16 protein-coding genes, 1 pseudogene and 1 riboswitch are annotated in these 17,924 nt (G+C 71.3%); of the genes and pseudogenes, 13 read left to right on the top strand and 4 right to left on the bottom strand.

The window, feature by feature from the left end:
- Positions 1-59 precede the first annotated feature (59 nt).
- From Q0747_RS07935 to Q0747_RS07920, 4 genes and pseudogenes are all read left to right on the top strand, one after another.
- Positions 60-1,283, top strand: coding sequence for an allantoate amidohydrolase (locus Q0747_RS07935; RefSeq protein WP_298253348.1), 1,224 nt, complete (start codon positions 60-62; stop codon positions 1,281-1,283).
- On the top strand, positions 1,280-2,740 hold the full coding sequence (locus Q0747_RS07930; protein WP_298253347.1) for a formimidoylglutamate deiminase: 1,461 nt from the start codon (positions 1,280-1,282) through the stop codon (positions 2,738-2,740). Before Q0747_RS07935 ends, Q0747_RS07930 begins: the two co-directional genes overlap by 4 nt.
- On the top strand, positions 2,740-3,930 hold the full coding sequence (hutI, locus tag Q0747_RS07925) for an imidazolonepropionase (RefSeq protein WP_298253346.1): 1,191 nt from the start codon (positions 2,740-2,742) through the stop codon (positions 3,928-3,930). Before Q0747_RS07930 ends, hutI begins: the two co-directional genes overlap by 1 nt.
- 70 nt (positions 3,931-4,000) lie before the next feature.
- Positions 4,001-4,797 (top strand): annotated as a pseudogene (locus Q0747_RS07920) (CPBP family intramembrane glutamic endopeptidase).
- A gap of 22 nt (positions 4,798-4,819) precedes the next feature.
- On the opposite strand, the gene Q0747_RS07915 reads toward Q0747_RS07920, so the two are convergent.
- Positions 4,820-5,461, bottom strand: coding sequence for a VOC family protein (locus tag Q0747_RS07915; RefSeq protein ID WP_298253345.1), 642 nt, complete (start codon positions 5,459-5,461; stop codon positions 4,820-4,822).
- Between the two features lie 138 nt (positions 5,462-5,599).
- A riboswitch (SAM riboswitch) is annotated at positions 5,600-5,715 on the top strand.
- An 82-nt stretch (positions 5,716-5,797) separates the two neighbouring features.
- On the opposite strand from Q0747_RS07915, the gene Q0747_RS07910 reads away from it, so the two are divergent.
- The 3 genes from Q0747_RS07910 to Q0747_RS07900 all read left to right on the top strand — a co-directional run bounded on the left by Q0747_RS07910 (position 5,798) and on the right by Q0747_RS07900 (position 8,631).
- Positions 5,798-7,114: a bifunctional o-acetylhomoserine/o-acetylserine sulfhydrylase gene (locus tag Q0747_RS07910; RefSeq protein WP_298253344.1), complete on the top strand. Its 1,317-nt coding sequence runs from the start codon at positions 5,798-5,800 to the stop codon at positions 7,112-7,114.
- Positions 7,115-7,126: 12 nt separating this feature from the next.
- Entirely contained in the window at positions 7,127-8,275 is a 1,149-nt protein-coding gene (locus tag Q0747_RS07905; RefSeq protein WP_298253342.1) for a homoserine O-acetyltransferase, read from the top strand.
- Positions 8,276-8,388: 113 nt separating this feature from the next.
- A complete protein-coding gene (locus Q0747_RS07900) occupies positions 8,389-8,631 on the top strand; it encodes a hypothetical protein (protein ID WP_298253340.1) in 243 nt (80 codons plus the stop codon).
- A gap of 97 nt (positions 8,632-8,728) precedes the next feature.
- Here the strand turns inward: Q0747_RS07900 and Q0747_RS07895 are convergent, their stop codons facing one another.
- Positions 8,729-9,610, bottom strand: a complete 882-nt coding sequence (locus tag Q0747_RS07895; RefSeq protein WP_298253339.1) for an SGNH/GDSL hydrolase family protein — start codon at positions 9,608-9,610, stop codon at positions 8,729-8,731.
- 127 nt (positions 9,611-9,737) lie between these two features.
- On the opposite strand from Q0747_RS07895, the gene Q0747_RS07890 reads away from it, so the two are divergent.
- Positions 9,738-10,412 (top strand): alpha/beta hydrolase, encoded by a 675-nt coding sequence (locus Q0747_RS07890; RefSeq protein WP_298253337.1) that lies wholly within the window; start codon positions 9,738-9,740, stop codon positions 10,410-10,412.
- Between the two features lie 129 nt (positions 10,413-10,541).
- Here Q0747_RS07890 and Q0747_RS07885 read toward each other — a convergent pair whose 3' ends face one another.
- Positions 10,542-10,772 carry an RNA-binding S4 domain-containing protein gene (locus Q0747_RS07885; protein WP_298253336.1) on the bottom strand — a complete coding sequence of 77 codons (231 nt, stop codon included), beginning with the start codon at positions 10,770-10,772 and terminating at the stop codon, positions 10,542-10,544.
- Between the two features lie 40 nt (positions 10,773-10,812).
- On the opposite strand from Q0747_RS07885, the gene Q0747_RS07880 reads away from it, so the two are divergent.
- From Q0747_RS07880 to Q0747_RS07870, 3 genes are all read left to right on the top strand, one after another.
- The gene (locus Q0747_RS07880; RefSeq protein ID WP_298253334.1) at positions 10,813-11,790 is read left to right on the top strand and encodes a DMT family transporter; all 978 of its coding nucleotides are present in this window, start codon (positions 10,813-10,815) and stop codon (positions 11,788-11,790) included.
- A 184-nt stretch (positions 11,791-11,974) separates the two neighbouring features.
- Positions 11,975-13,363 (top strand): glycine--tRNA ligase, encoded by a 1,389-nt coding sequence (locus tag Q0747_RS07875; RefSeq protein WP_298253331.1) that lies wholly within the window; start codon positions 11,975-11,977, stop codon positions 13,361-13,363.
- Positions 13,363-14,274: a GNAT family N-acetyltransferase gene (locus Q0747_RS07870; RefSeq protein WP_298253329.1), complete on the top strand. Its 912-nt coding sequence runs from the start codon at positions 13,363-13,365 to the stop codon at positions 14,272-14,274. The genes Q0747_RS07875 and Q0747_RS07870 overlap by 1 nt, the downstream gene beginning before the upstream one ends.
- Before the next feature lie 22 nt (positions 14,275-14,296).
- On the opposite strand, the gene Q0747_RS07865 is transcribed toward Q0747_RS07870, so the two are convergent.
- Complete coding sequence (locus Q0747_RS07865; RefSeq protein ID WP_298253327.1) at positions 14,297-15,112, bottom strand: 1-acyl-sn-glycerol-3-phosphate acyltransferase; 816 nt, start codon at positions 15,110-15,112, stop codon at positions 14,297-14,299.
- Between the two features lie 231 nt (positions 15,113-15,343).
- Between Q0747_RS07865 and dusB the strand changes: the two genes are divergently transcribed.
- Together dusB and Q0747_RS07855 are read left to right on the top strand one after the other, a co-directional pair.
- Positions 15,344-16,495, top strand: coding sequence for a tRNA dihydrouridine synthase DusB (gene dusB, locus Q0747_RS07860; protein ID WP_298253751.1), 1,152 nt, complete (start codon positions 15,344-15,346; stop codon positions 16,493-16,495).
- Positions 16,496-16,547: 52 nt separating this feature from the next.
- Positions 16,548-17,828: a deoxyguanosinetriphosphate triphosphohydrolase gene (locus Q0747_RS07855; RefSeq protein WP_298253325.1), complete on the top strand. Its 1,281-nt coding sequence runs from the start codon at positions 16,548-16,550 to the stop codon at positions 17,826-17,828.
- Positions 17,829-17,924: the final 96 nt, after the last annotated feature.

The following is a 17,924-nucleotide window of genomic DNA, read 5'->3' as shown; positions in this document are numbered from 1 at the left end:
GGTCCGTACCCCTTCTCCCAACACCCCTGTCGCCTTTCTCCTGATCGGAGCATAACCGGATGCCGACCACCACCGTCAGCTCACTGCTCGACACCATCGACGACGTCGGGCGTGACCCGGCCCGCGGCGGCTACTCCCGCAGCGTCCACACACCGGCGGAGGCGACCCTGCGCGAGTGGTTCCAGGCCGAGGCCGGCCGCCGGGGCCTGGCCGTGGAGACCGACCGCAACGGGATCCTGTGGGCCTGGTGGGATGCGACCGGCACGCGCGAGGGGGCCCTCGTCACGGGCAGCCACCTCGACTCGGTGCCCGGGGGCGGTGCCTTCGACGGACCGCTCGGGGTGGCCTCGGCGCTGGTGGCGCTGGATCTGCTACGCGAGCGCGGGGTCGAGCCGCGCCGCGCGCTGGCGATCGCCGTCTTCCCGGAGGAGGAGGGCTCGCGCTTCGGCGTGTCCTGCCTCGGCTCCCGCCTGCTCACCGGGACCCTCGATGCCGACCGTGCACGCTCCCTCAAGGACGCCGACGGCACCACCTTCGCCGAGGCCTCCCGCGCCGCCGGGATCGACCCCGCCCATCTCGGCCGGGACGAGGAGGCGATCGGGCGCATCGGCGACTTCGTGGAACTCCACGTGGAACAGGGCCGAGGACTGATCGATCTGGATGCAGCGGTGGCCATCGGCTCCACCATGCTGGGTCACGGCCGCTGGCGCCTGTCCATCACCGGCCAGGGCAATCACGCCGGCACCACGCTCATGGCCGATCGAGCCGACCCCATGGTCGCGGCGGCACAGGTGGTCCTCGCGGCCCGGGGGATCGCTGCGGAGCAGGAGGGCGCCCGGGCCACCGTGGGCCGGCTCCAGCCGGTCCCGGGTGGGACGAACGTCATCGCCTCCCGCGTGGACCTGTGGCTCGACATCCGCCACGAGGACGACGCCGTCACGGCGTCCCTGATCGAGCGGGTCCACGGCCAGGCCCAGAAGATCTGCGCCTTCGAGGGCTGCCGCGCCACGCTGACCGAGGAGTCGCACAGCGGCACCGTGCACTTCGACGGCGCCCTGCAGCGCACCCTCGGCGACGCCCTGGCGCGCTCCTTCCCGGGAGCCCCCACACTGCCCACGGGCGCCGGGCACGACGCCGGGATCCTCGGGGCCGTCGCCCCGACGGCGATGCTCTTCGTCCGCAATCCGACCGGCATCAGCCATTCCCCCGAGGAGTTCGTGGAGCGCGGCGACGCCGACGCCGGGGCGCACGCGCTCGCGGACGTGCTCGAGGAGCTGCTGTGACGCAGCAGGTGATCGGTCCGGCGGGAGGGTCGGAGGAGTCCGGCCCGGAGGGCCGGGCGGTCTGGTGCGAGTACGCCTGGCTCGGTGCGGAGGGCATCGGAGCTGCCGTGCGGGTCGGGGTCGACGCCGAGGGGTGTGTGAGCAGTGTGCTGCCGGGCGTCCCGGCGCAGGAGGGCGACGTGGTCCTCCACGGGGTCGTCTTCCCCGCGGCGGCCAACGCCCACTCCCACGCCTTCCACCGTGCCCTGCGCGGCCGGACCCATGATCGTGGCGGGACCTTCTGGACGTGGCGGGAGACCATGTACGCCGCAGCGGGAGCACTGACCCCGGAGCTCTACGAGGAGCTCGCCACCGCCGTCTACGCCGAGATGGTCGCGGCGGGCTTCACGAGCGTTGCCGAGTTCCACTACGTCCACCACCTCGCGGACGGCACGCCGTACGGCGAGGGGACCGGCGGACCCCACGCCATGGAACTCGCCCTCGCCCGCGCGGCCGTGCGGGCGGGCATCCGGCTCACGGTGCTGGACACGTGCTATCTCGCCGGCGGCTTCGGGCAGCCGCTCGAGGACGGTCAGCGCCGCTTCTCCGACGGCACGGCCGAGCGCTGGCTCGAGCGGCTCGGCGCGCTGCGCGCCACCGTCGCCGCGCTGTACCCGGAGCACCTGGTCTCGGTCGGTGCAGCACTGCACTCGGTCCGCGCCGTCCCCGAGCGGGATCTCGCCGTGATCGCGCGCCACCTGCCGGAAGGCCTGCCGCTCCACATCCACCTCTCCGAGCAACCCGCGGAGAACGAGGACTGCCTCGCGGCGACCGGTCTGACACCCACCGGCCTGCTCCACCGCCACGGACTCGTCCACGAGCGCCTCTCTGCGGTGCACGCCACGCACGTCACCGGTCAGGACATCGGTCTCCTCGGGAACGCCCGCGCCGGCGTCGTCCTGTGTCCCACCACCGAGGCGGACCTCGCCGACGGCCTCGGCCCGGCCGGCCCGTTCCGCCTGGCCGGGGCGACGCTCGCCCTCGGCACCGACCAGCACGCCGTCGTCGACCCCTGGCTGGAGATGCGGGCCCTCGAGCACGGGGAACGGCTCCGCACCGGCACGCGCGGCCACTTCGACCCGGAGACCCTGCTCGACATCGCGTCGTCCGGCGGCGCGAGGGCACAGGGACGCCGCGGGGCGGGCATCCGTCCCGGCTCGGTCGCCGATCTCATGGCCGTCGATCCGCACACCACGCGCACCGCCGGGTCCACCCGGGAGCAGCTCGCCTACACGGCGACGGCGCAGGACGTGCGGGCCGTCGTCGTCGGGGGAGTCCTCGCGGCCCGGGACGGTGTCCACGCCGCGCTCGGCGAGCCGGCCGCGCTGCTGGCCGCCGCGATCGCCCGGCTGGACGCCGCCGTCCGCGACCGCACCCACCGGTCCGCTGCCGACACCCCCACGAGGGAGCACCACTGATGTCACTGCTCATCACCAACCTCGGCGAGCTCCTGACACAGGACGCCGAGCACCGTGTCCTCCGTGACGCCGCCGTGGTCCTCGAGGGCGAGCGGATCAGCTGGATCGGCCCCGCGGCGAAAGCGCCGGCCGCGGATCAGTCCTTCGACGCGGGCGGGCGGGCCGGTCTGCCCGGGTGGGTGGACAGCCACACGCACCTCGTCTTCGCCGGCGACCGGACGGCGGAGTTCGAGGCCCGCATGGCGGGGGAGTCCTACGCCGCCGGCGGGATCTCCGTCACCGTCGAGGCGACCCGCGCCGCCACGGACGACGAGCTCACCCGGCTCCTGCTGGGCCGCGTCGAGGAGGCCACCGCAGGCGGGACCACCTACCTCGAGACGAAGACGGGCTACGGCCTCGACGTCGGGCACGAGGCACGCAGCGCGCGCCTCGCCGCCGGCGTCGCCGACGAGGTCACCTTCCTCGGGGCGCACCTCGTATCGGCAGGCTGGGACGCCGACGAATACACCGATCTCGTCTGCGGGCCCATGCTCGACGCCGTGCGGCCCTACGTCCGCTGGGCCGATGTGTTCTGCGAGACGGGCGCCTTCACCCCGGAGCAATCACGGCGGGTCCTCGAGGCCTGCGCGGCGGCCGGCCTGGGCCTGCGGGTCCACGGCAACCAGCTCGGACCGGGAGCCGGCACGCGCCTGGCCGTGGAGTACGGGGCGGCCAGCGTGGATCACGTTAACCACCTCTCCGACGCCGACGTCGACGCGCTCGCAGGATCGTGGTCGGGCGGGAGGACCGGCACCGTCGCCACGTGCCTGCCGGCGTGCGATCTCTCCACGCGCCAGCCCTTCCCCCCGGCGCGCCGACTGCTCGAGGCGGGAGCGCAGCTCGCGCTCGCCAGCAACTGCAATCCGGGCACGTCCTTCACGAGTTCCATGGGCTTCTGCGTGGCCACGGCGGTGTTGCAGATGGGACTGACCGTGAACGAGGCGGTGCGCGCAGCCACCTACGGGGGTGCCCTCGCCCTCCGCCGGCACACCGGTGAGGACGTCGACGGACGCCGGGCCGTCGGGTCCCTGGCCGTGGGGCACCGGGCCGACCTGCAGGTGCTGGACGCGCCGTCGGCGACGCATCTGGCCTACCGTCCCGGGATGCCGCTCGTGCACGCCGTCTGGCGAGCCGGGGTGCGTGTCCGCTAGCCGCACGGCCCACGGAGACCGGTCGGCGGGGTGACTGGGAATCCCCGCCGACCACTGGCAGGATGGCGCCATGCCCGCCGAGCCCGCCCCGATCAGCGACCGCCCGGTACCGACGGGGACAGGCATCCCGAGGCGGGTGATCACGGCCGAGGTGCTGATCGTCCTCGGGCTCTCCCTCGGGCAGTCGGGTGTCTATGCGATCGTGCGGCTCCTCGAGAAACTCTCCCGCGGTCCGCTGGCGGGTCAGACCACCACCCTGAACCCCGTGCTGGACGAGCGCCCGTACTTCGATCTCACCTATCAACTCCTGGGGATCGTGTTCGCGCTCGTGCCGGTGGCCCTGGTGCTGCTCCTGCTCAGCGGACAGTCGACCCCGGCCGTCCGCAGGCTCGGTCTCACCCTCGACAGGCCCGTGCGCACCATCGCCTTCGGGGTGGGGCTCGCGGCGATCGTCGGCGTCGGCACCCTCGGGGTCTACGCGGGGGCCGTGCCCTCGGCATCACCACGGCCCTCGTCCCGGCGGCCCTCGACTCCTACTGGTGGACCATCCCGGTCCTCGTCCTGTCCGCGCTCCGGCACGCGGTGCTCGAGGAGGTGATCGTGGTGGGGTACCTGTTCGTCCGGCTGCGCCAGCTCGGGTGGTCCACCCCGGCGATCATCCTGGCCAGTGCCGTCCTGCGGGGCAGCTACCACCTCTACCAGGGCTTCGGCCCGTTCATCGGCAACGTGCTGATGGGACTCCTGTTCGCCTACTTCTACACGCGGACCCGCCGCGTGCTGCCGCTCGTGATCGCGCACGCGCTGATCGACATCACGGGCTTCGTCGGCTTCGCCCTGCTCGGCCCGGCCATCGGCATCGGGGGCTGAGGGGCCCTACGGCGAGCGCGCGTCAGATCTCGACGCGGCGGTCACCCGTCTCGAAGACCACCGACATGATGCCGGGTGTCCCGTTCGGGGCGATCCACTGCACCTGGACGCCGTCGAGCGTCTCCTCGACGTCCGTGCCCAGCCACTCGGTGACGCGCTCCGACGAGCCGGCGATCGTGAGGCAGTCGAGCTTTACGGACGCGTCACGCGCCTTCGAGGGATGCAGCGGATCGGTGCCGTCGTCCCAGCGGAGCAGATAGGGCACCTGCGGATCCGCGATGAGGCCCTTGATGCCGATCTGCTGCCAGGAGAGTTCCTGGCCGTCCGGGAACTTCCGGTTGCCGGGGACGGCGTTGCGGCCCAGGCGCTCCTCGAACGGGGCGAGATCGTCCACGGCGACGCACCAGCCCATCCAGCCGCCGCCCGCTTCGGACCGGGCGCGCACTGCCTGCCCGAAGGGCGCCTTGTCCGACGCCGGGTGGTTCAGGACCTCCACCACCTCCAGGTACTGGCCGTTGACCAGCGGGAAGATCATGTTGCGGGTCCCGAAGCGCGGATGCACACCGCCCTTCACGGGTTCCATGTCGAGCTTGGCCGCAATCCGCTCCGCCGTTGCAGCAAGTCCATCGGGTTCACAGGCAAAAGAAACGTGGTCCAGTCTCATGCCGTCATCTTGGCACTAAGTGATGTGCGTCTCGACTTAGGGTGCCCTAAACGGAGGCGGCGCCCTCCGGCCGGGTCCCGGTCTTCATCCGACGTCACAGTGTTGCCCGATCGGGCCGCATGGGTTCTCATGGTGGCAGGTCATGAGTGCCAGCACACAGCCCCGGCTTGCTGGCCGGCAACCCTCCAACCGCGGTGGGGTGCCCCGGGTGAGGACCAGGTCCGCCGTCCATCGGCGTCGGGCAAGCGCGGGCTCCTCCGGGGTCCGGTCTCCTGGAGCGGCGTCCACCGGCCCGGGTCCCGGACGAGGTGGAGCCCCTTCGAGACAGGGAGCACCATGAGCAACGACTGGTCGTTCGAGACCCGCCAGATCCACGCCGGCCAGGAGCCGGACGCGGCCACGGGAGCGCGAGCGCTGCCCATCTACCAGACGACGTCGTTCGTCTTCCCGAGTGCGGAGAGTGCGGCGGACCGGTTCTCGCTGGCCGAGCTGGGCCCCATCTACTCCCGCATCGGGAATCCGACCCAGGAGGCGGTGGAGACGAGGATCGCCAGCCTCGAGGGCGGGGCGGGTGCACTGCTGGTCGCCTCCGGGCAGGCCGCCGAGCTGCTGGCCGTCCTGAACATCGCCGAGGCGGGCGATCACATCGTGGCCAGCCCGAGTCTCTACGGTGGGACCTACAATCTCTTCAAGCACACCCTGAGGAAGTTCGGCATCGAGACCACTTTCGTGGCCGACCCGGACGATCTCGAGCAGTGGCGCCGGGCCGTCCGGCCCCGTACCAAGCTGTTCTTCGGCGAGACGGTCTCGAACCCCCGGCAGGACGTGCTCGACATCGAGGGCATCAGCGCCGTCGCCCACGAGCACGGGGTGCCGCTGATCGTGGACAACACGCTGGCCACCCCCTATCTCGTCCGCCCCATCGAATGGGGTGCCGACATCGTGGTCCACTCGGCCACCAAGTACCTCGGCGGCCACGGGACCGTGATCGCGGGCGTCATCGTGGACTCCGGCAACTTCGACTTCGCGCAGGACCCGGAGCGGTTCCCCGGCCTGAACACCCCGGACGAGACGTACAACGGACTGGTGTACGCGAGGGACCTGGGGGTGGGCAGCGCGCTCGGCGCCAATCTCGCCTACATCCTCAAGGCACGGGTCCAGTTGCTCCGCGACCTGGGACCGGCACTCTCGCCGTTCAACGCCTTCCTCGTGGCGCAGGGTCTGGAGACGCTCAGCCTGCGCATGGAGCGCCACGTGCAGAACGCCGTCGCGGTGGCCGAATGGCTCGAGGGGCACGACGACGTCGAGCGGGTCTCCTACGCGGGACTGGCCTCGAGCCCGTGGTACGAACGCGGCAGGACCTACGGGCGCAACGGTATCGGCGCGATCGTCGGCTTCGACATCGTGGGCGGCATCGAGGCGGGCAAGCGCTTCGTGGACGCCCTCGAACTGCACTCCCACGTGGCCAATCTCGGGGACGTCCGCTCGCTCGTCATCCACCCCGCGTCCACCACGCACAGCCAGCTCGACGCCGAGGCCCGGCTCGCGGCGGGAGTGCGGCCGGGGCTGGTCCGGTTGTCCGTGGGGCTGGAGAACATCGCCGACATCCTCGCCGATCTCGACGCCGGGTTCCGGGCAGCCAAGAGCGCCTGACTGGTGCAGGCCATGACCACCTACCCGCCCGCGCCGCTGCGGCGCGGGTCCCCCCGGCCGCGCGACCCGCAGGACGGGCACCTGCGGACCGCGCAGCTCGGACCGCTGGCCCTCGAGACCGGGGGCGAGCTGCCCGACGTCCGGCTCGCCTTCGAGACGTGGGGGAAGCTCGACGACGACGCCTCGAACGCGGTCCTGGTGCTGCACGCGCTCACGGGCAGCACCCACGTGGCACGAGGTACCGCGGACGAGGAGGGCTGGTGGGACACGCTCGTCGGCCCCGGGCGGACCGTGGACACCGACGAGTACTTCGTGGTCTCCGTCAACATGCTGGGCGGGTGCTACGGCTCCACGGGGCCCTCGAGCCCGGCACCCGACGGCCGGCCCTGGGGCTCGCGTTTCCCCTTCGTCACCATCCGTGACTCCGTCCGCGCCGAGGCGCTCCTCGCCGACCTGCTCGGCGTCGGGAGCTGGCACACGGTCCTCGGGGGGTCGATGGGCGGAGCGCGCGCGCTCGAATGGGCGCTGCTGTATCCCGAGCGCGTCCGGCGCTGCGCCGTGATCGCCTGCACCTCCGCCAGTTCGGCCGAACAGATCGCGTTCGCCCAGGCGCAGGTGCAGGCGATCCGCCTCGATCCCGCGTACCACGGCGGCGACTACTACGGCGGCCCGCCCCCCAGCAGCGGTCTCGGGCTCGCCCGGCGCATCGCCCACATCACCTACCGGTCGGAGCGGGAGCTCCACGCGCGCTTCGGCCGCTCGGAACAGGGTGACGAGAAGGTCCTCGGCGCCGTGCTGCCCGCGGAGCGTGGCCGCTACCGCGTGGAGAGTTATCTCGATCATCAGGCCGCGAAGCTCGCTGGCCGCTTCGACGCGAACAGCTACGTGGTCCTCACCGAAGCGCTCATGAGCCACGACGCCGCTCGCGGGCGGGGCAGTCTGGCCGAGGCCCTGGCAGGGGCGAGAGCGGACTTCTTCGTCGCCGCGGTGGACACCGACCGCCTGTACGTCCCGGAGCAGTCCCGCGAGCTGGCGGCGGCGCTGCCCGGGACGGTGCCGGTGCATCTGATCCGCTCCGTCATGGGCCACGACGCGTTCCTGACCGAGATCCACCAGCTCGACGGCGCCCTGCGGGCCGCGTTCTTCGCGCGGGAGCGCTGACGGTTGGGTTTGTCGGAGCCCGCCTCTAGTCTTGGAGCTAAGCCTGCTTACTGATGGACGGCAGGCGGGTCCGCAGTACCGGACCGACCACCCGCGATCATGAGGAGCTGTTCATGGAACTGAGCACCATTGGCTGGAACCAGGAAGCCCGCGACAAGATCCTGCTCGACGCCGACCGGGCGCTGCAGGACGCCGTCCGCGAGGCCGCCGAGACCATGGACGGGAAGACCCGCGACGAGGTCTACGAGTTCCTCTTCGAGAAGCTGAAGCCGCAGTTCGTGGATTTCAAGCCCGGGCCCGATCTCAGCGAGTGCGCCGACGCCGTCGCCAACGACGAGGTCTCGCTGGGGAACTGAGGATTCCGCTCGACGGACCCCTCGAGACGGCAGAACGGACCGGTCGGCACAGTGCCGACCGGTCCGTTCTGCTGTCTCGCCGGCGGGGCGGGGTCGGTCAGTGCGCGGTTCCCGGTGGCATCCCGGGGCCGAAGACCGGCGTCGCGTCCGGACGCTTGGCGAGCACGCCGTCGCCGGAGGACCTCCGCCTGATCCGCCGCAGCACCCAGGGTACGAAGTACTCGCGGGCCCAGACCAGGTCCTCCGCGCGTGCCGCACGCCAGGTCCGCGGTGCCGGCTCGTTCGGCTCGAGCGGGTCGAGCGTGTGCGGCACGGCGAGCGTGTCGAGCACCATGAGGGCGATCGTGTGGTGCCCCAGCGGTGAGAAGTGCAGGCGGTCGGGAGCCCACATCTGCGGATTCATGAGTTGGCGCAGCGCCCACATGTCGGCGATCACCGCGTCGTGGCGGGCAGCGATGGTCCGCAGGTTCTCGTTGTAGATGGCGGTCTTGGAACGGAGGCCGCCCAGGACCGTCTCGCGGACGTCCGGGCCCGTCAGGAGCACCACGGTGGCGCCGGATGCGGCGAGGGTGGCGACGACGTCGTCGAGCCCGGCGGCCAGCAGATCCGGGTCGCCGCCCGGGCGGAGCAGATCGTTGCCGCCGGCCGAGATGGTGACCAGGTCCGGTCGGAGGGCGAGCGCCGGTGCCACCTGCTGGTCGGCGATCTGGTGCAGCAGCCGGCCACGCACGGCGAGATTCGCGTACGCGAAGTCCTCCTGCCCCCGCGCCAGTTCCTCCGCGACCCTGTCGGCCCACCCCCGGTGGCCGCCCGTGCTGCCGGGATCGGGGTCTCCGATGCCCTCGGTGAAGGAGTCGCCGAGGGCCACGAACCGGTGCCAGGGGTGCGATCCGGCGTTCAGCTCCGCCGTGGTCGTGCCGCGGTCCGGGGCGGGCGCGGCGTCGTCCTGCTCGGGTGTCGGGGCGATCGAGGGTTCCATGCCTCCATTCTCCGACCCGGCCCGCTCTCCGGGCCACCCCCGCACCACCCCCGCACGGCCGGCGTCGGCGCTGCGTGTGCCTGCCGTGTGCCTGCCGTGTGTCGGGATGGATGCCAAGATGGGTGGCATGACTGATACCACCCGCGATACGGCCGCGTCCTCCTCCGGTTCCCGGGACCCGGTGGTCCTCTGGTCCAGGCCCGAGGAGGAGCGCCCGGGTACGCCCCTGCTGGTGCTCTTCCACGGGTACATGGCGAACGAGGAGGACCTCATGGGCCTGACCGATCACCTGCCGGAGGACTTCACCGTGGCCTCGCTGCGGGCTCCGCGGCCGGCCGGGCCGGGCTTCTCCTGGTTCCCGCTCCCGGACGAGCCCGACTACTCCGTGGAGCGCGTCGTGGAGAGTGTGGGAGCCGTGGCCTCATGGCTCGACGGCGTGCGCGGTACCCATGCGAGCGTGAGCCTCCTGGGCTTCTCGCAGGGCATGGCGGTGGCGACCTCGCTGCTCCGCCACCGCCCGCGGGACTTCGCCTGCGTCGTGGGGCTCTCGGGCTACTGCATCCCCGCCGCGGGTCACGGCTTCTTCCGCGACGACGAGGCGGCCGCCGCCCGGGTGCCGTTCTTCTGGGGACGGGACCAGGAGGACCCGGTGATCTCCGCCGAGATGATCGAGACCACGCACGCCTGGCTGACCGCGCACACCCGGCTCACGAAGATCCTCTACTCGAACATGTTCCACAGCATCTCGCAGCGCGAGCTCGCCCACGTCCGGGAGTTCCTGACCCTCACGCTCCGGAGTTGAATTCGGAGTTGAGTCCGGAACTGAATCCGGAACTGAATCCGTGAGCTGAATCCGTGAGCTGAATCCGGAACTGAATCCGTGAGTTGAATTCGGAGTCGAATCACGCGATCCGCCGCGATCCCGCGCCCGTCAGCCGCGGACGATCCGTACCGTCACGCCGTTCACGCCGACCGTGTCACCCGGGTGGAGCTGGCGGCCCCTGCGCTCCTCGATCTCGCCGTTGACCTGCACCAGGCCGTTGTCGATCAGGGCCTTGGCCTCGACGCCGTCCTCCGCGAGCGAGGCGAGCTTCAGCAGCTGGCCGAGCCGGATCATGTCGTCCCGGATGGACAGGTCTGTGCTGGATGCGTCGTCGCTCATGCTGTCCATGATGCCCGAGCCCGCGCCCTAGGCTGTACTGGTGTCTGCCGCGTCCCCGCTTCCCCCCGCCGTCGGCTTCCCCCTGGCCCTCGTCGCGGGCCTGGCCATTCCCGTCCAGGGCCGGATCAACGGGGCGCTGGGTCTCAGGCTCGACGACAGCCTGGCGGCGGCCCTGATCAGCTTCGGTACCGGGCTCGTCCTCATGCTCCTCATCACCCTCGTGCTGCCGCGGGCCCGGGCCGGCGCGCGGCAGATCCTCCCGTCCGTCCGCGAACGCCGCTTCCCGCCCTACTACGTCGCCGCGGGTGCGATCGGAGCGTTCTTCGTCTTCACCCAGTCACTGACCATCGGACTGCTCGGGGTGGCGCTCTTCACCGTGGCGGCCGTCATGGGGCAGTCCTTGAGCGGCATCCTCGTGGACCGGGCAGGCATCGGACCCGGCGGCCGACGTGCAGCCACCCCCATGCGGGTGATCGGGGTGGCCCTGACGGTCCTGTCCGTGGTGTGGGCCGTCTCGCCACGCTTCGGTGCGGCCGGGGAGGTCTCCGACTGGCTGCTCCCGGTGCTGCTCCCGATCGCCGCGGGTGTCCTGCTGAGCTTCCAGCAGGCCATGAACGGGACGGCGTCTGTGCACTACGGGACCCCGCTCGCCGCGACCCTCGTGAACTTCGTCGCCGGCACGCTGGTCCTGTTGCCCGCTTGGCTGATCAAGGCGGCCGTCGCGGGAGCCGCGAATCCCCTGCCGACCCAGTGGTGGTACTACCTGGGAGGCCCCATGGGGTGCATCTTCATCGGCCTCGGAGCGCTGCTCGTGCGCAGTCTCGGCGTGCTGCTCACCGGGCTGTGCATGATCGGCGGGCAGCTCATCGGCTCGCTCGCGCTGGATCTGGTGTTCCCCGCACCCGGCACCATCGTGGCGTTCGCCACCGTCGCCGGGACCCTGCTGACCCTCGGGGCGATCGTCCTCACCACCCTGCCCTGGCCGCGCCGGTCCCTGCTGCCTCCCGGACGTCCCTGAAAAGGAACCCTGAGCCGGGACCCCGAGCCGGGACCCTGAGCCGCGACCCACCGGCAGCCGTGGGCCGCAGGACGGAGCGGCTAGGATTGACCGGTGTCTTCGGCCCCTCGCGGAGGGCCCTTCCGAAGCGCACGACCCCCGCGGACCGCACCCAGCGGCCTGCCCAGGACTGGAGAGACAACCCATGGCAGCAGCCAAGTCGGCACTCGACCCCATCATCTCCCTCGCCAAGCGGCGCGGCTTCGTCTTCCAGTCGGGGGAGATCTACGGCGGATCCCGCTCGGCCTGGGACTACGGGCCCCTCGGCGCGGAACTCAAGGAGAACATCAAGCGGCAGTGGTGGCAGACCATGGTGCGGGGCCGCGAGGACGTCGTCGGGCTCGATTCCGCCGTGATCCTGCCGCGCCAGGTCTGGGAGGCCTCCGGCCACGTGGACGTCTTCAGCGACCCGCTCGTGGAGTGCCTCTCCTGCCACAAGCGGTATCGCGCCGACCACCTCGAGGAGGAGTACGAGGAGAAGAAGGGCCGCGCACCCGAGAACGGGCTGCTGGACATCACGTGCTCCAACTGCGGGACCAAGGGGCGCTGGACCGAGCCGCAGGAGTTCTCCGGTCTGCTCAAGACCTTCCTCGGCCCCGTCGCGTCGGAGGAGGGCATGCACTACCTGCGCCCCGAGACCGCACAGGGCATCTTCGTCAACTTCAACAACGTCCTGACCACCGCGCGCAAGAAGCCACCGTTCGGCATCGGCCAGATCGGCAAGAGCTTCCGCAACGAGATCACCCCCGGCAACTTCATCTTCCGCACGCGTGAGTTCGAGCAGATGGAGATGGAGTTCTTCGTGGAGCCCGGCACCGACGAGGAATGGCACCGGTACTGGATCGACGAGCGCTTCTCCTGGTACACGGGCCTCGGTATCGATCCTGACAACCTGCGCCTCTTCGAGCACCCCCTCGAGAAGCTGAGCCACTACTCGAAGGGCACCACGGACATCGAGTACCGCTTCGGCTTCCAGGGCTCCGAGTGGGGCGAGCTGGAGGGCGTGGCCAACAGGACCGACTTCGATCTGTCCACCCATTCGAAGCACTCGGGGACGGACCTGGGCTACTTCAACCAGGCGACCAACGAGCGCTACACGCCCTATGTGATCGAACCGGCCGCGGGGCTCACGCGCTCCTTCATGGCGTTCCTCGTGGACGCCTACACCGAGGACGAGGCGCCGAACTCGAAGGGCGGCGTGGACAAGCGCACCGTGCTCAAGCTGGATCCGCGCCTGGCGCCGGTCAAGGCCGCGGTCCTCCCGCTCAGCCGCAACGAGGAGCTCTCCCCGAAGGCGAAGCAGCTCGCAGCGGAACTGCGCAGGGGCTGGAACATCGACTTCGACGACGCCGGCGCCATCGGCCGGCGGTACCGGCGCCAGGACGAGATCGGGACGCCGTTCTGCATCACGGTCGACTTCGACACCCTCGAGGACCAGGCCGTGACCATCCGCGAACGCGACACCATGACGCAGGAGCGCGTGGCCCTCGACCAGGTGCAGGGATACCTCGCCGCACGCCTGATCGGGGCCTGATGGCACTCGAGTACCGGCCCTGGCAGGACGGCGACGAGCTCGAGCTCATCCAACTCTGGGGTGGTCCGGAATCGGCCACGGTGGAGCAGTTCCGCGGCTCGTTCCAGCCCTCCTCGGAGACCCCGTGGAACCGCTGCATCACCGTGGTGGACCAGGGCGTGCCCGTCGCGGCGGGCTGCGTCTACGGAGCCGCACTCCATCCCGACCGGCTCTGGTGCTACCTCGAGGTGGCCCCGGACCACAGGCGCACCGGCATCGGGTCCACCCTCTTCGCGATGCTCCAGCACGAGGCCGCCGGCTCGCCCACCGGTGTCACGACGCTGCGCTCGAAGGTCACGCCCCACACCAGCGGCGCCCTGTTCGCCGAGGCACTGGGACTGGTGACGCTGCAGCGCTCCCGCCACGTCGTCGTCTCACCCGGTGCCCTGGCGCCCTCGGCGTTCGACGACGCCGCAGGTCCCCAGCTCGAGGAAGCGGCCACCGGCTCCGTGGAGCTCACACGGGCGCTGGCCGCTTTCTACGAGGCCGTCCACACATGGGACCGCGCGGACCTGAGTCTGGGACGCGCCCAGCAGCTCTTCCTGGCCGACACGAGCGGCGCCGGGGGAGCGGTCGTGCTGCGCGAGAAGCCGAGGACCGACGGCGGGACCATCGCCGCGTTCGCCGTGAGCTACACGCAGGCCCGGACGGACGACCCCGCGGATGTCCTCATCGGCTACGACACGGCGCTGGCGGCACCGGAACAGCAGGGCGCGGTGGCCACCTTGCTCGCCATGCTCGTCCACCAGTACCCGGTCCGGCTGGAACTGGACGATTCGATGGAGGCGCTCGTCGCCGTCGTGGACCCCCTGCTCGCGGCCGGCACGGCCCACGTCGCGGGGGACCAGACGCTCGTCGTCGCCACGGGCTGACCCGGTCGGGGCACGACGGCGCTCAGCCGCGGTCGTGCCGGCCTGCCTTCCTGTCCATGATGTCGGCGGCGTCCCGTTCGTCCTCGGTCATCGCGCCGCCTCCGTGGTGCGCCGGCATCCACCAGGAGCCCGCCTGCGGTGTCACCGGGAAGTCGGCGATGCAGGTCTCGATGCCCTCCTGGAGTGTGCGGCGCAGCCTCCCGGTCTCCTCCGCGACATCGAGGCCCGGCGCCGGGTGCAGGAGCGGGCCGACATGGAGGCGCACGGGCGACTTCCAGGCGCGCCGGAGCGAGAAACCGTGCCCGCGGCTCAGGAGCCGGTGCGCACCCCACACCGAGACCGGGATTACGGGCACGCCCGCCTCCGCGGCGAGCCGCACCGCTCCGGTCTTCAGCGTGCGCACGGTGTAGCTGCGTGAGACGCCCGCCTCGGGCGCCACCGCCACGTACTCGCCCGCACGCAGCTTGGCCAGGGCGCCGTCGTAGGCCTCGGCACCGTCCGAGCGGTTCGTCACCACGTGACCGAGTCCGAAGACGAACGGACTGACGAACCAGTGGTCGGCCGCGCGCTTCGAGATCATGAAGCGTGCCTGGATGCGTGCATGGTTCCAGAGCACCAGTTCGGCGAAGGCGAAGTCCAGGTAGCCGAAGTGGGTGATGGCCACGACGGCGCCGTGCCCGGGCACCGCCCGGCGCGATCGGCCGTCGAGCGGGTCGGAGGGCGGCAGGTGCTCCGTCCCGGTGGCCCGGACGGGGAGGCGCAGGGCCCCGAAGACCACCTTGCCGGCGTACACCACGAATCGGTACATGCGGTCGTTCTGCTGCGGCTTCCAGCCCATGTCCAGCTCCCTCGTCCCTCGACGGCCCCACGGTGGTCCCCTGTGCGCCTGTGTCCTTTCTACCCTCCTGCCGGCCACCCGCGTGCCACCGGCGCCTTCTGCGGTGGGGTCCACGGATTTGCGGCTGCTTGCGACAATGGAGGAGTGAGTGCAGTATCGACCCTTCCCGCCCAGTCCGGCGTCCCGGTCCCCGCCGACCCCGGAGTCCCCTCAGCCGGCGCCGGGGGCGCCCTGAAGCTGGACCTTCCGCCCCTGACCCTCGGGAACATCACCGTGGACACACCGGTGATCCTCGCTCCCATGGCGGGCATCACCAACAAGGCCTTCCGCCGCCTGTGCCGTGAGTACGGGGGCGGTCTCTACGTCTCGGAGATGGTCACGTCGCGGGCGCTCGTGGAGCGCAGCCCCGAGTCCCTGCGCATCATCTCCCACGACGACGACGAGCAGGTCCGCTCCGTGCAGCTCTACGGGGTGGACCCCAAGACCGTCGGTGCCGCCGTCCGCCTGCTCGTGGAGGAGGACCGCGCGGACCACATCGACCTGAACTTCGGCTGCCCGGTACCCAAGGTCACCCGCAAGGGCGGGGGAGCAGCGCTGCCCTGGAAGCTCGACCTGTTCACCGGCATCGTCAGGACCGCGGTCCGGGAGGCCTCCAGGGGCGGTGTCCCGCTGACCATCAAGATGCGCAAGGGGATCGACGAGGACCACCTCACCTTCCGGGAGGCAGGCAGGATCGCCCGCGACAGCGGAGTCGCCGCCGTCGCGCTCCACGGCCGCACCGCGTCGCAGTTCTACTCCGGGCAGGCCGACTGGGACGCCATCGCTGAGCTGCGCGAGGCCCTGCCGGACATCCCCGTGCTCGGCAACGGGGACATCTGGAGCGCCGAGGACGCTGTCCGCATGGTGCATCAAACGGGCGTGGACGGCGTCGTGATCGGTCGCGGCTGCCAGGGCCGGCCGTGGCTGTTCGGTGATCTCATGAATGCCTTCGAGGGCAGCTCGGACCGCTTCCGGCCCGGGCTCGGGCAGGTCGCCGACACGGTCTACCGGCACGCCGAGCTCCTCGTCGAGACCTTCGGCAGCGAGATGATGGGCCTGCGTGACATCCGCAAGCACATGGCCTGGTACTTCAAGGGCTATGTCGTGGGCGGGGACCTGCGGGCCGGGCTGGCGGCCGTGCCCACGCTCGAGGTGCTGCGCGGGCTCCTGGACGAGCTCGACAGGGACTCGCCGTACCCCGGACAGGACGCCGAGGGGCCGCGAGGCCGTGCCGGATCCCCGAAGCGGACCGCCCTGCCCGAGCACTGGCTCGAGGCGCGTGTGCTCGACAGCGCGCAGCAGGCCGATATCGCCGCGGCCGAGGTGGACGTGTCCGGCGGCTGACCTGCCCGCGCCGCCCGTCCCGAGAGCCACGCTGTCTCAGCAGAAAGGCACCATGAGCTTCCCCGAACCAGCAGCGACCGCCTACAGCGCCACCGACACCGAGCGCTGGGTGCAGGAGCCGCCCAAGAGCCTGCACCGCACCGACTTCGAGCGTGACCGGGCCCGCGTGCTCCACTCCTCGGCGCTGCGCCGACTCGGGGCGAAGACGCAGGTGGTGGCTCCGGACACCGACGACTTCGTCCGCACCCGCCTGACGCACTCGCTGGAGGTGGCCCAGGTCGGGCGGGAGCTGGGCAGGACCCTCGGGTGCGATCCCGACATCGTGGACACGGCCTGCCTCGCCCACGACCTGGGTCATCCGCCCTTCGGGCACAACGGGGAGTCGGCACTGAACGACATCGCCCACGCCATCGGTGGTTTCGAGGGCAACGCCCAGACGCTCCGCCTGCTCACCCGGCTGGAGCCCAAGGTCACGCAGGCCGACGGCGGCCCGGCCGGCCTGAACCTGACGCGCGCCAGCCTCGACGCCTCCTGCAAGTATCCGTGGACCGCGGCGTCGGCGCCCGTCATCAGCGGCCAGCGCACCACGAAGTTCGGCGCCTACGAGGACGACCTCCCGGTCTTCGACTGGCTGCGCACGGGAGCCCCGGAGGCCCGGTCGTGCCTCGAGGCGCAGGTCATGGATCTCGCCGACGACATCTCCTACTCGGTGCACGACGTGGAGGACGCGATCGTCGCGGGGCACCTGCAGCTGCGGTGGATGGACAGTGCCGACGCGCGGGCGCGGGTGGTGGGCTACACGCAGCAGTGGTACCTCCCCGGCAGCGACCCGGCCGCGGTCGACGCCGCGCTGGCCCGCCTCGAGGCCACCCCGGTGTGGGTCCGCGAGGCGGACGGTACCCGGCGGTCGATGGCGGCGCTGAAGAACATGACGAGCCAGCTGATCGGCCGCTTCTGCCTCGACGCGATGCAGGCCACCCGTGCCATCTACGGTCCCGACGCCCTCACCCGGTACAACGCGCAGATGGTGGTGCCGGAGGAGACGAGCATGGAGATCGCGGTGATGAAGGGCCTCGCCACCACCTACGTGATGACCACGGAGCACCGCCAGCCCCTGTACGAACGCCAGCGGGAGATCCTCGCCTCGCTCGTCGCACGGATCCACGCCGCCGGGGACCGCCTCCTGGAACCGATGTTCGCCGCCGACTGGCGGGAGGCCCCCGACGACACGGCGCGGCTGCGGGTGGTCATCGACCAGGTGGCGTCCCTGACGGACGTCTCGGCGCTGGGCCTCCACGAGCGGATCGTGGGGCCCGTCCCCACCCTCTGGTAGGCAGGCGTGCACGCGGCGTGGACCCGAGCTGTGGGCTTGCGCACGTGGACGACGACGGCGGCCCCCTGAGTGCCGGGGCGGGCCTAAGCTGGGAGG

This window comes from uncultured Arthrobacter sp., from assembly GCF_947493765.1.
GTDB lineage: Bacteria > Actinomycetota > Actinomycetes > Actinomycetales > Micrococcaceae > Arthrobacter_D.
The sequence above is the reverse complement of the archived record's forward strand: the minus strand, read 5'-3'. Positions and strand labels throughout refer to the sequence as shown.

What these genes read in the sequence shown, in the direction of transcription:
- Q0747_RS07935 (WP_298253348.1), top strand. Translation starts at nt 60, where the DNA reads ATGCCGACCACCACCGTCAGCTCACTGCTCGACACCATCGACGACGTC.
- hutI (WP_298253346.1), top strand. Translation starts at nt 2,740, where the DNA reads ATGTCACTGCTCATCACCAACCTCGGCGAGCTCCTGACACAGGACGCC.
- Q0747_RS07915 (WP_298253345.1), bottom strand. Translation starts at nt 5,461, where the DNA reads ATGAGACTGGACCACGTTTCTTTTGCCTGTGAACCCGATGGACTTGCT.
- Q0747_RS07910 (WP_298253344.1), top strand. Translation starts at nt 5,798, where the DNA reads ATGAGCAACGACTGGTCGTTCGAGACCCGCCAGATCCACGCCGGCCAG.
- Q0747_RS07905 (WP_298253342.1), top strand. Translation starts at nt 7,127, where the DNA reads ATGACCACCTACCCGCCCGCGCCGCTGCGGCGCGGGTCCCCCCGGCCG.
- Q0747_RS07900 (WP_298253340.1), top strand. Translation starts at nt 8,389, where the DNA reads ATGGAACTGAGCACCATTGGCTGGAACCAGGAAGCCCGCGACAAGATC.
- Q0747_RS07895 (WP_298253339.1), bottom strand. Translation starts at nt 9,610, where the DNA reads ATGGAACCCTCGATCGCCCCGACACCCGAGCAGGACGACGCCGCGCCC.
- Q0747_RS07890 (WP_298253337.1), top strand. Translation starts at nt 9,738, where the DNA reads ATGACTGATACCACCCGCGATACGGCCGCGTCCTCCTCCGGTTCCCGG.
- Q0747_RS07885 (WP_298253336.1), bottom strand. Translation starts at nt 10,772, where the DNA reads ATGAGCGACGACGCATCCAGCACAGACCTGTCCATCCGGGACGACATG.
- Q0747_RS07875 (WP_298253331.1), top strand. Translation starts at nt 11,975, where the DNA reads ATGGCAGCAGCCAAGTCGGCACTCGACCCCATCATCTCCCTCGCCAAG.
- Q0747_RS07870 (WP_298253329.1), top strand. Translation starts at nt 13,363, where the DNA reads ATGGCACTCGAGTACCGGCCCTGGCAGGACGGCGACGAGCTCGAGCTC.
- Q0747_RS07865 (WP_298253327.1), bottom strand. Translation starts at nt 15,112, where the DNA reads ATGGGCTGGAAGCCGCAGCAGAACGACCGCATGTACCGATTCGTGGTG.
- Q0747_RS07855 (WP_298253325.1), top strand. Translation starts at nt 16,548, where the DNA reads ATGAGCTTCCCCGAACCAGCAGCGACCGCCTACAGCGCCACCGACACC.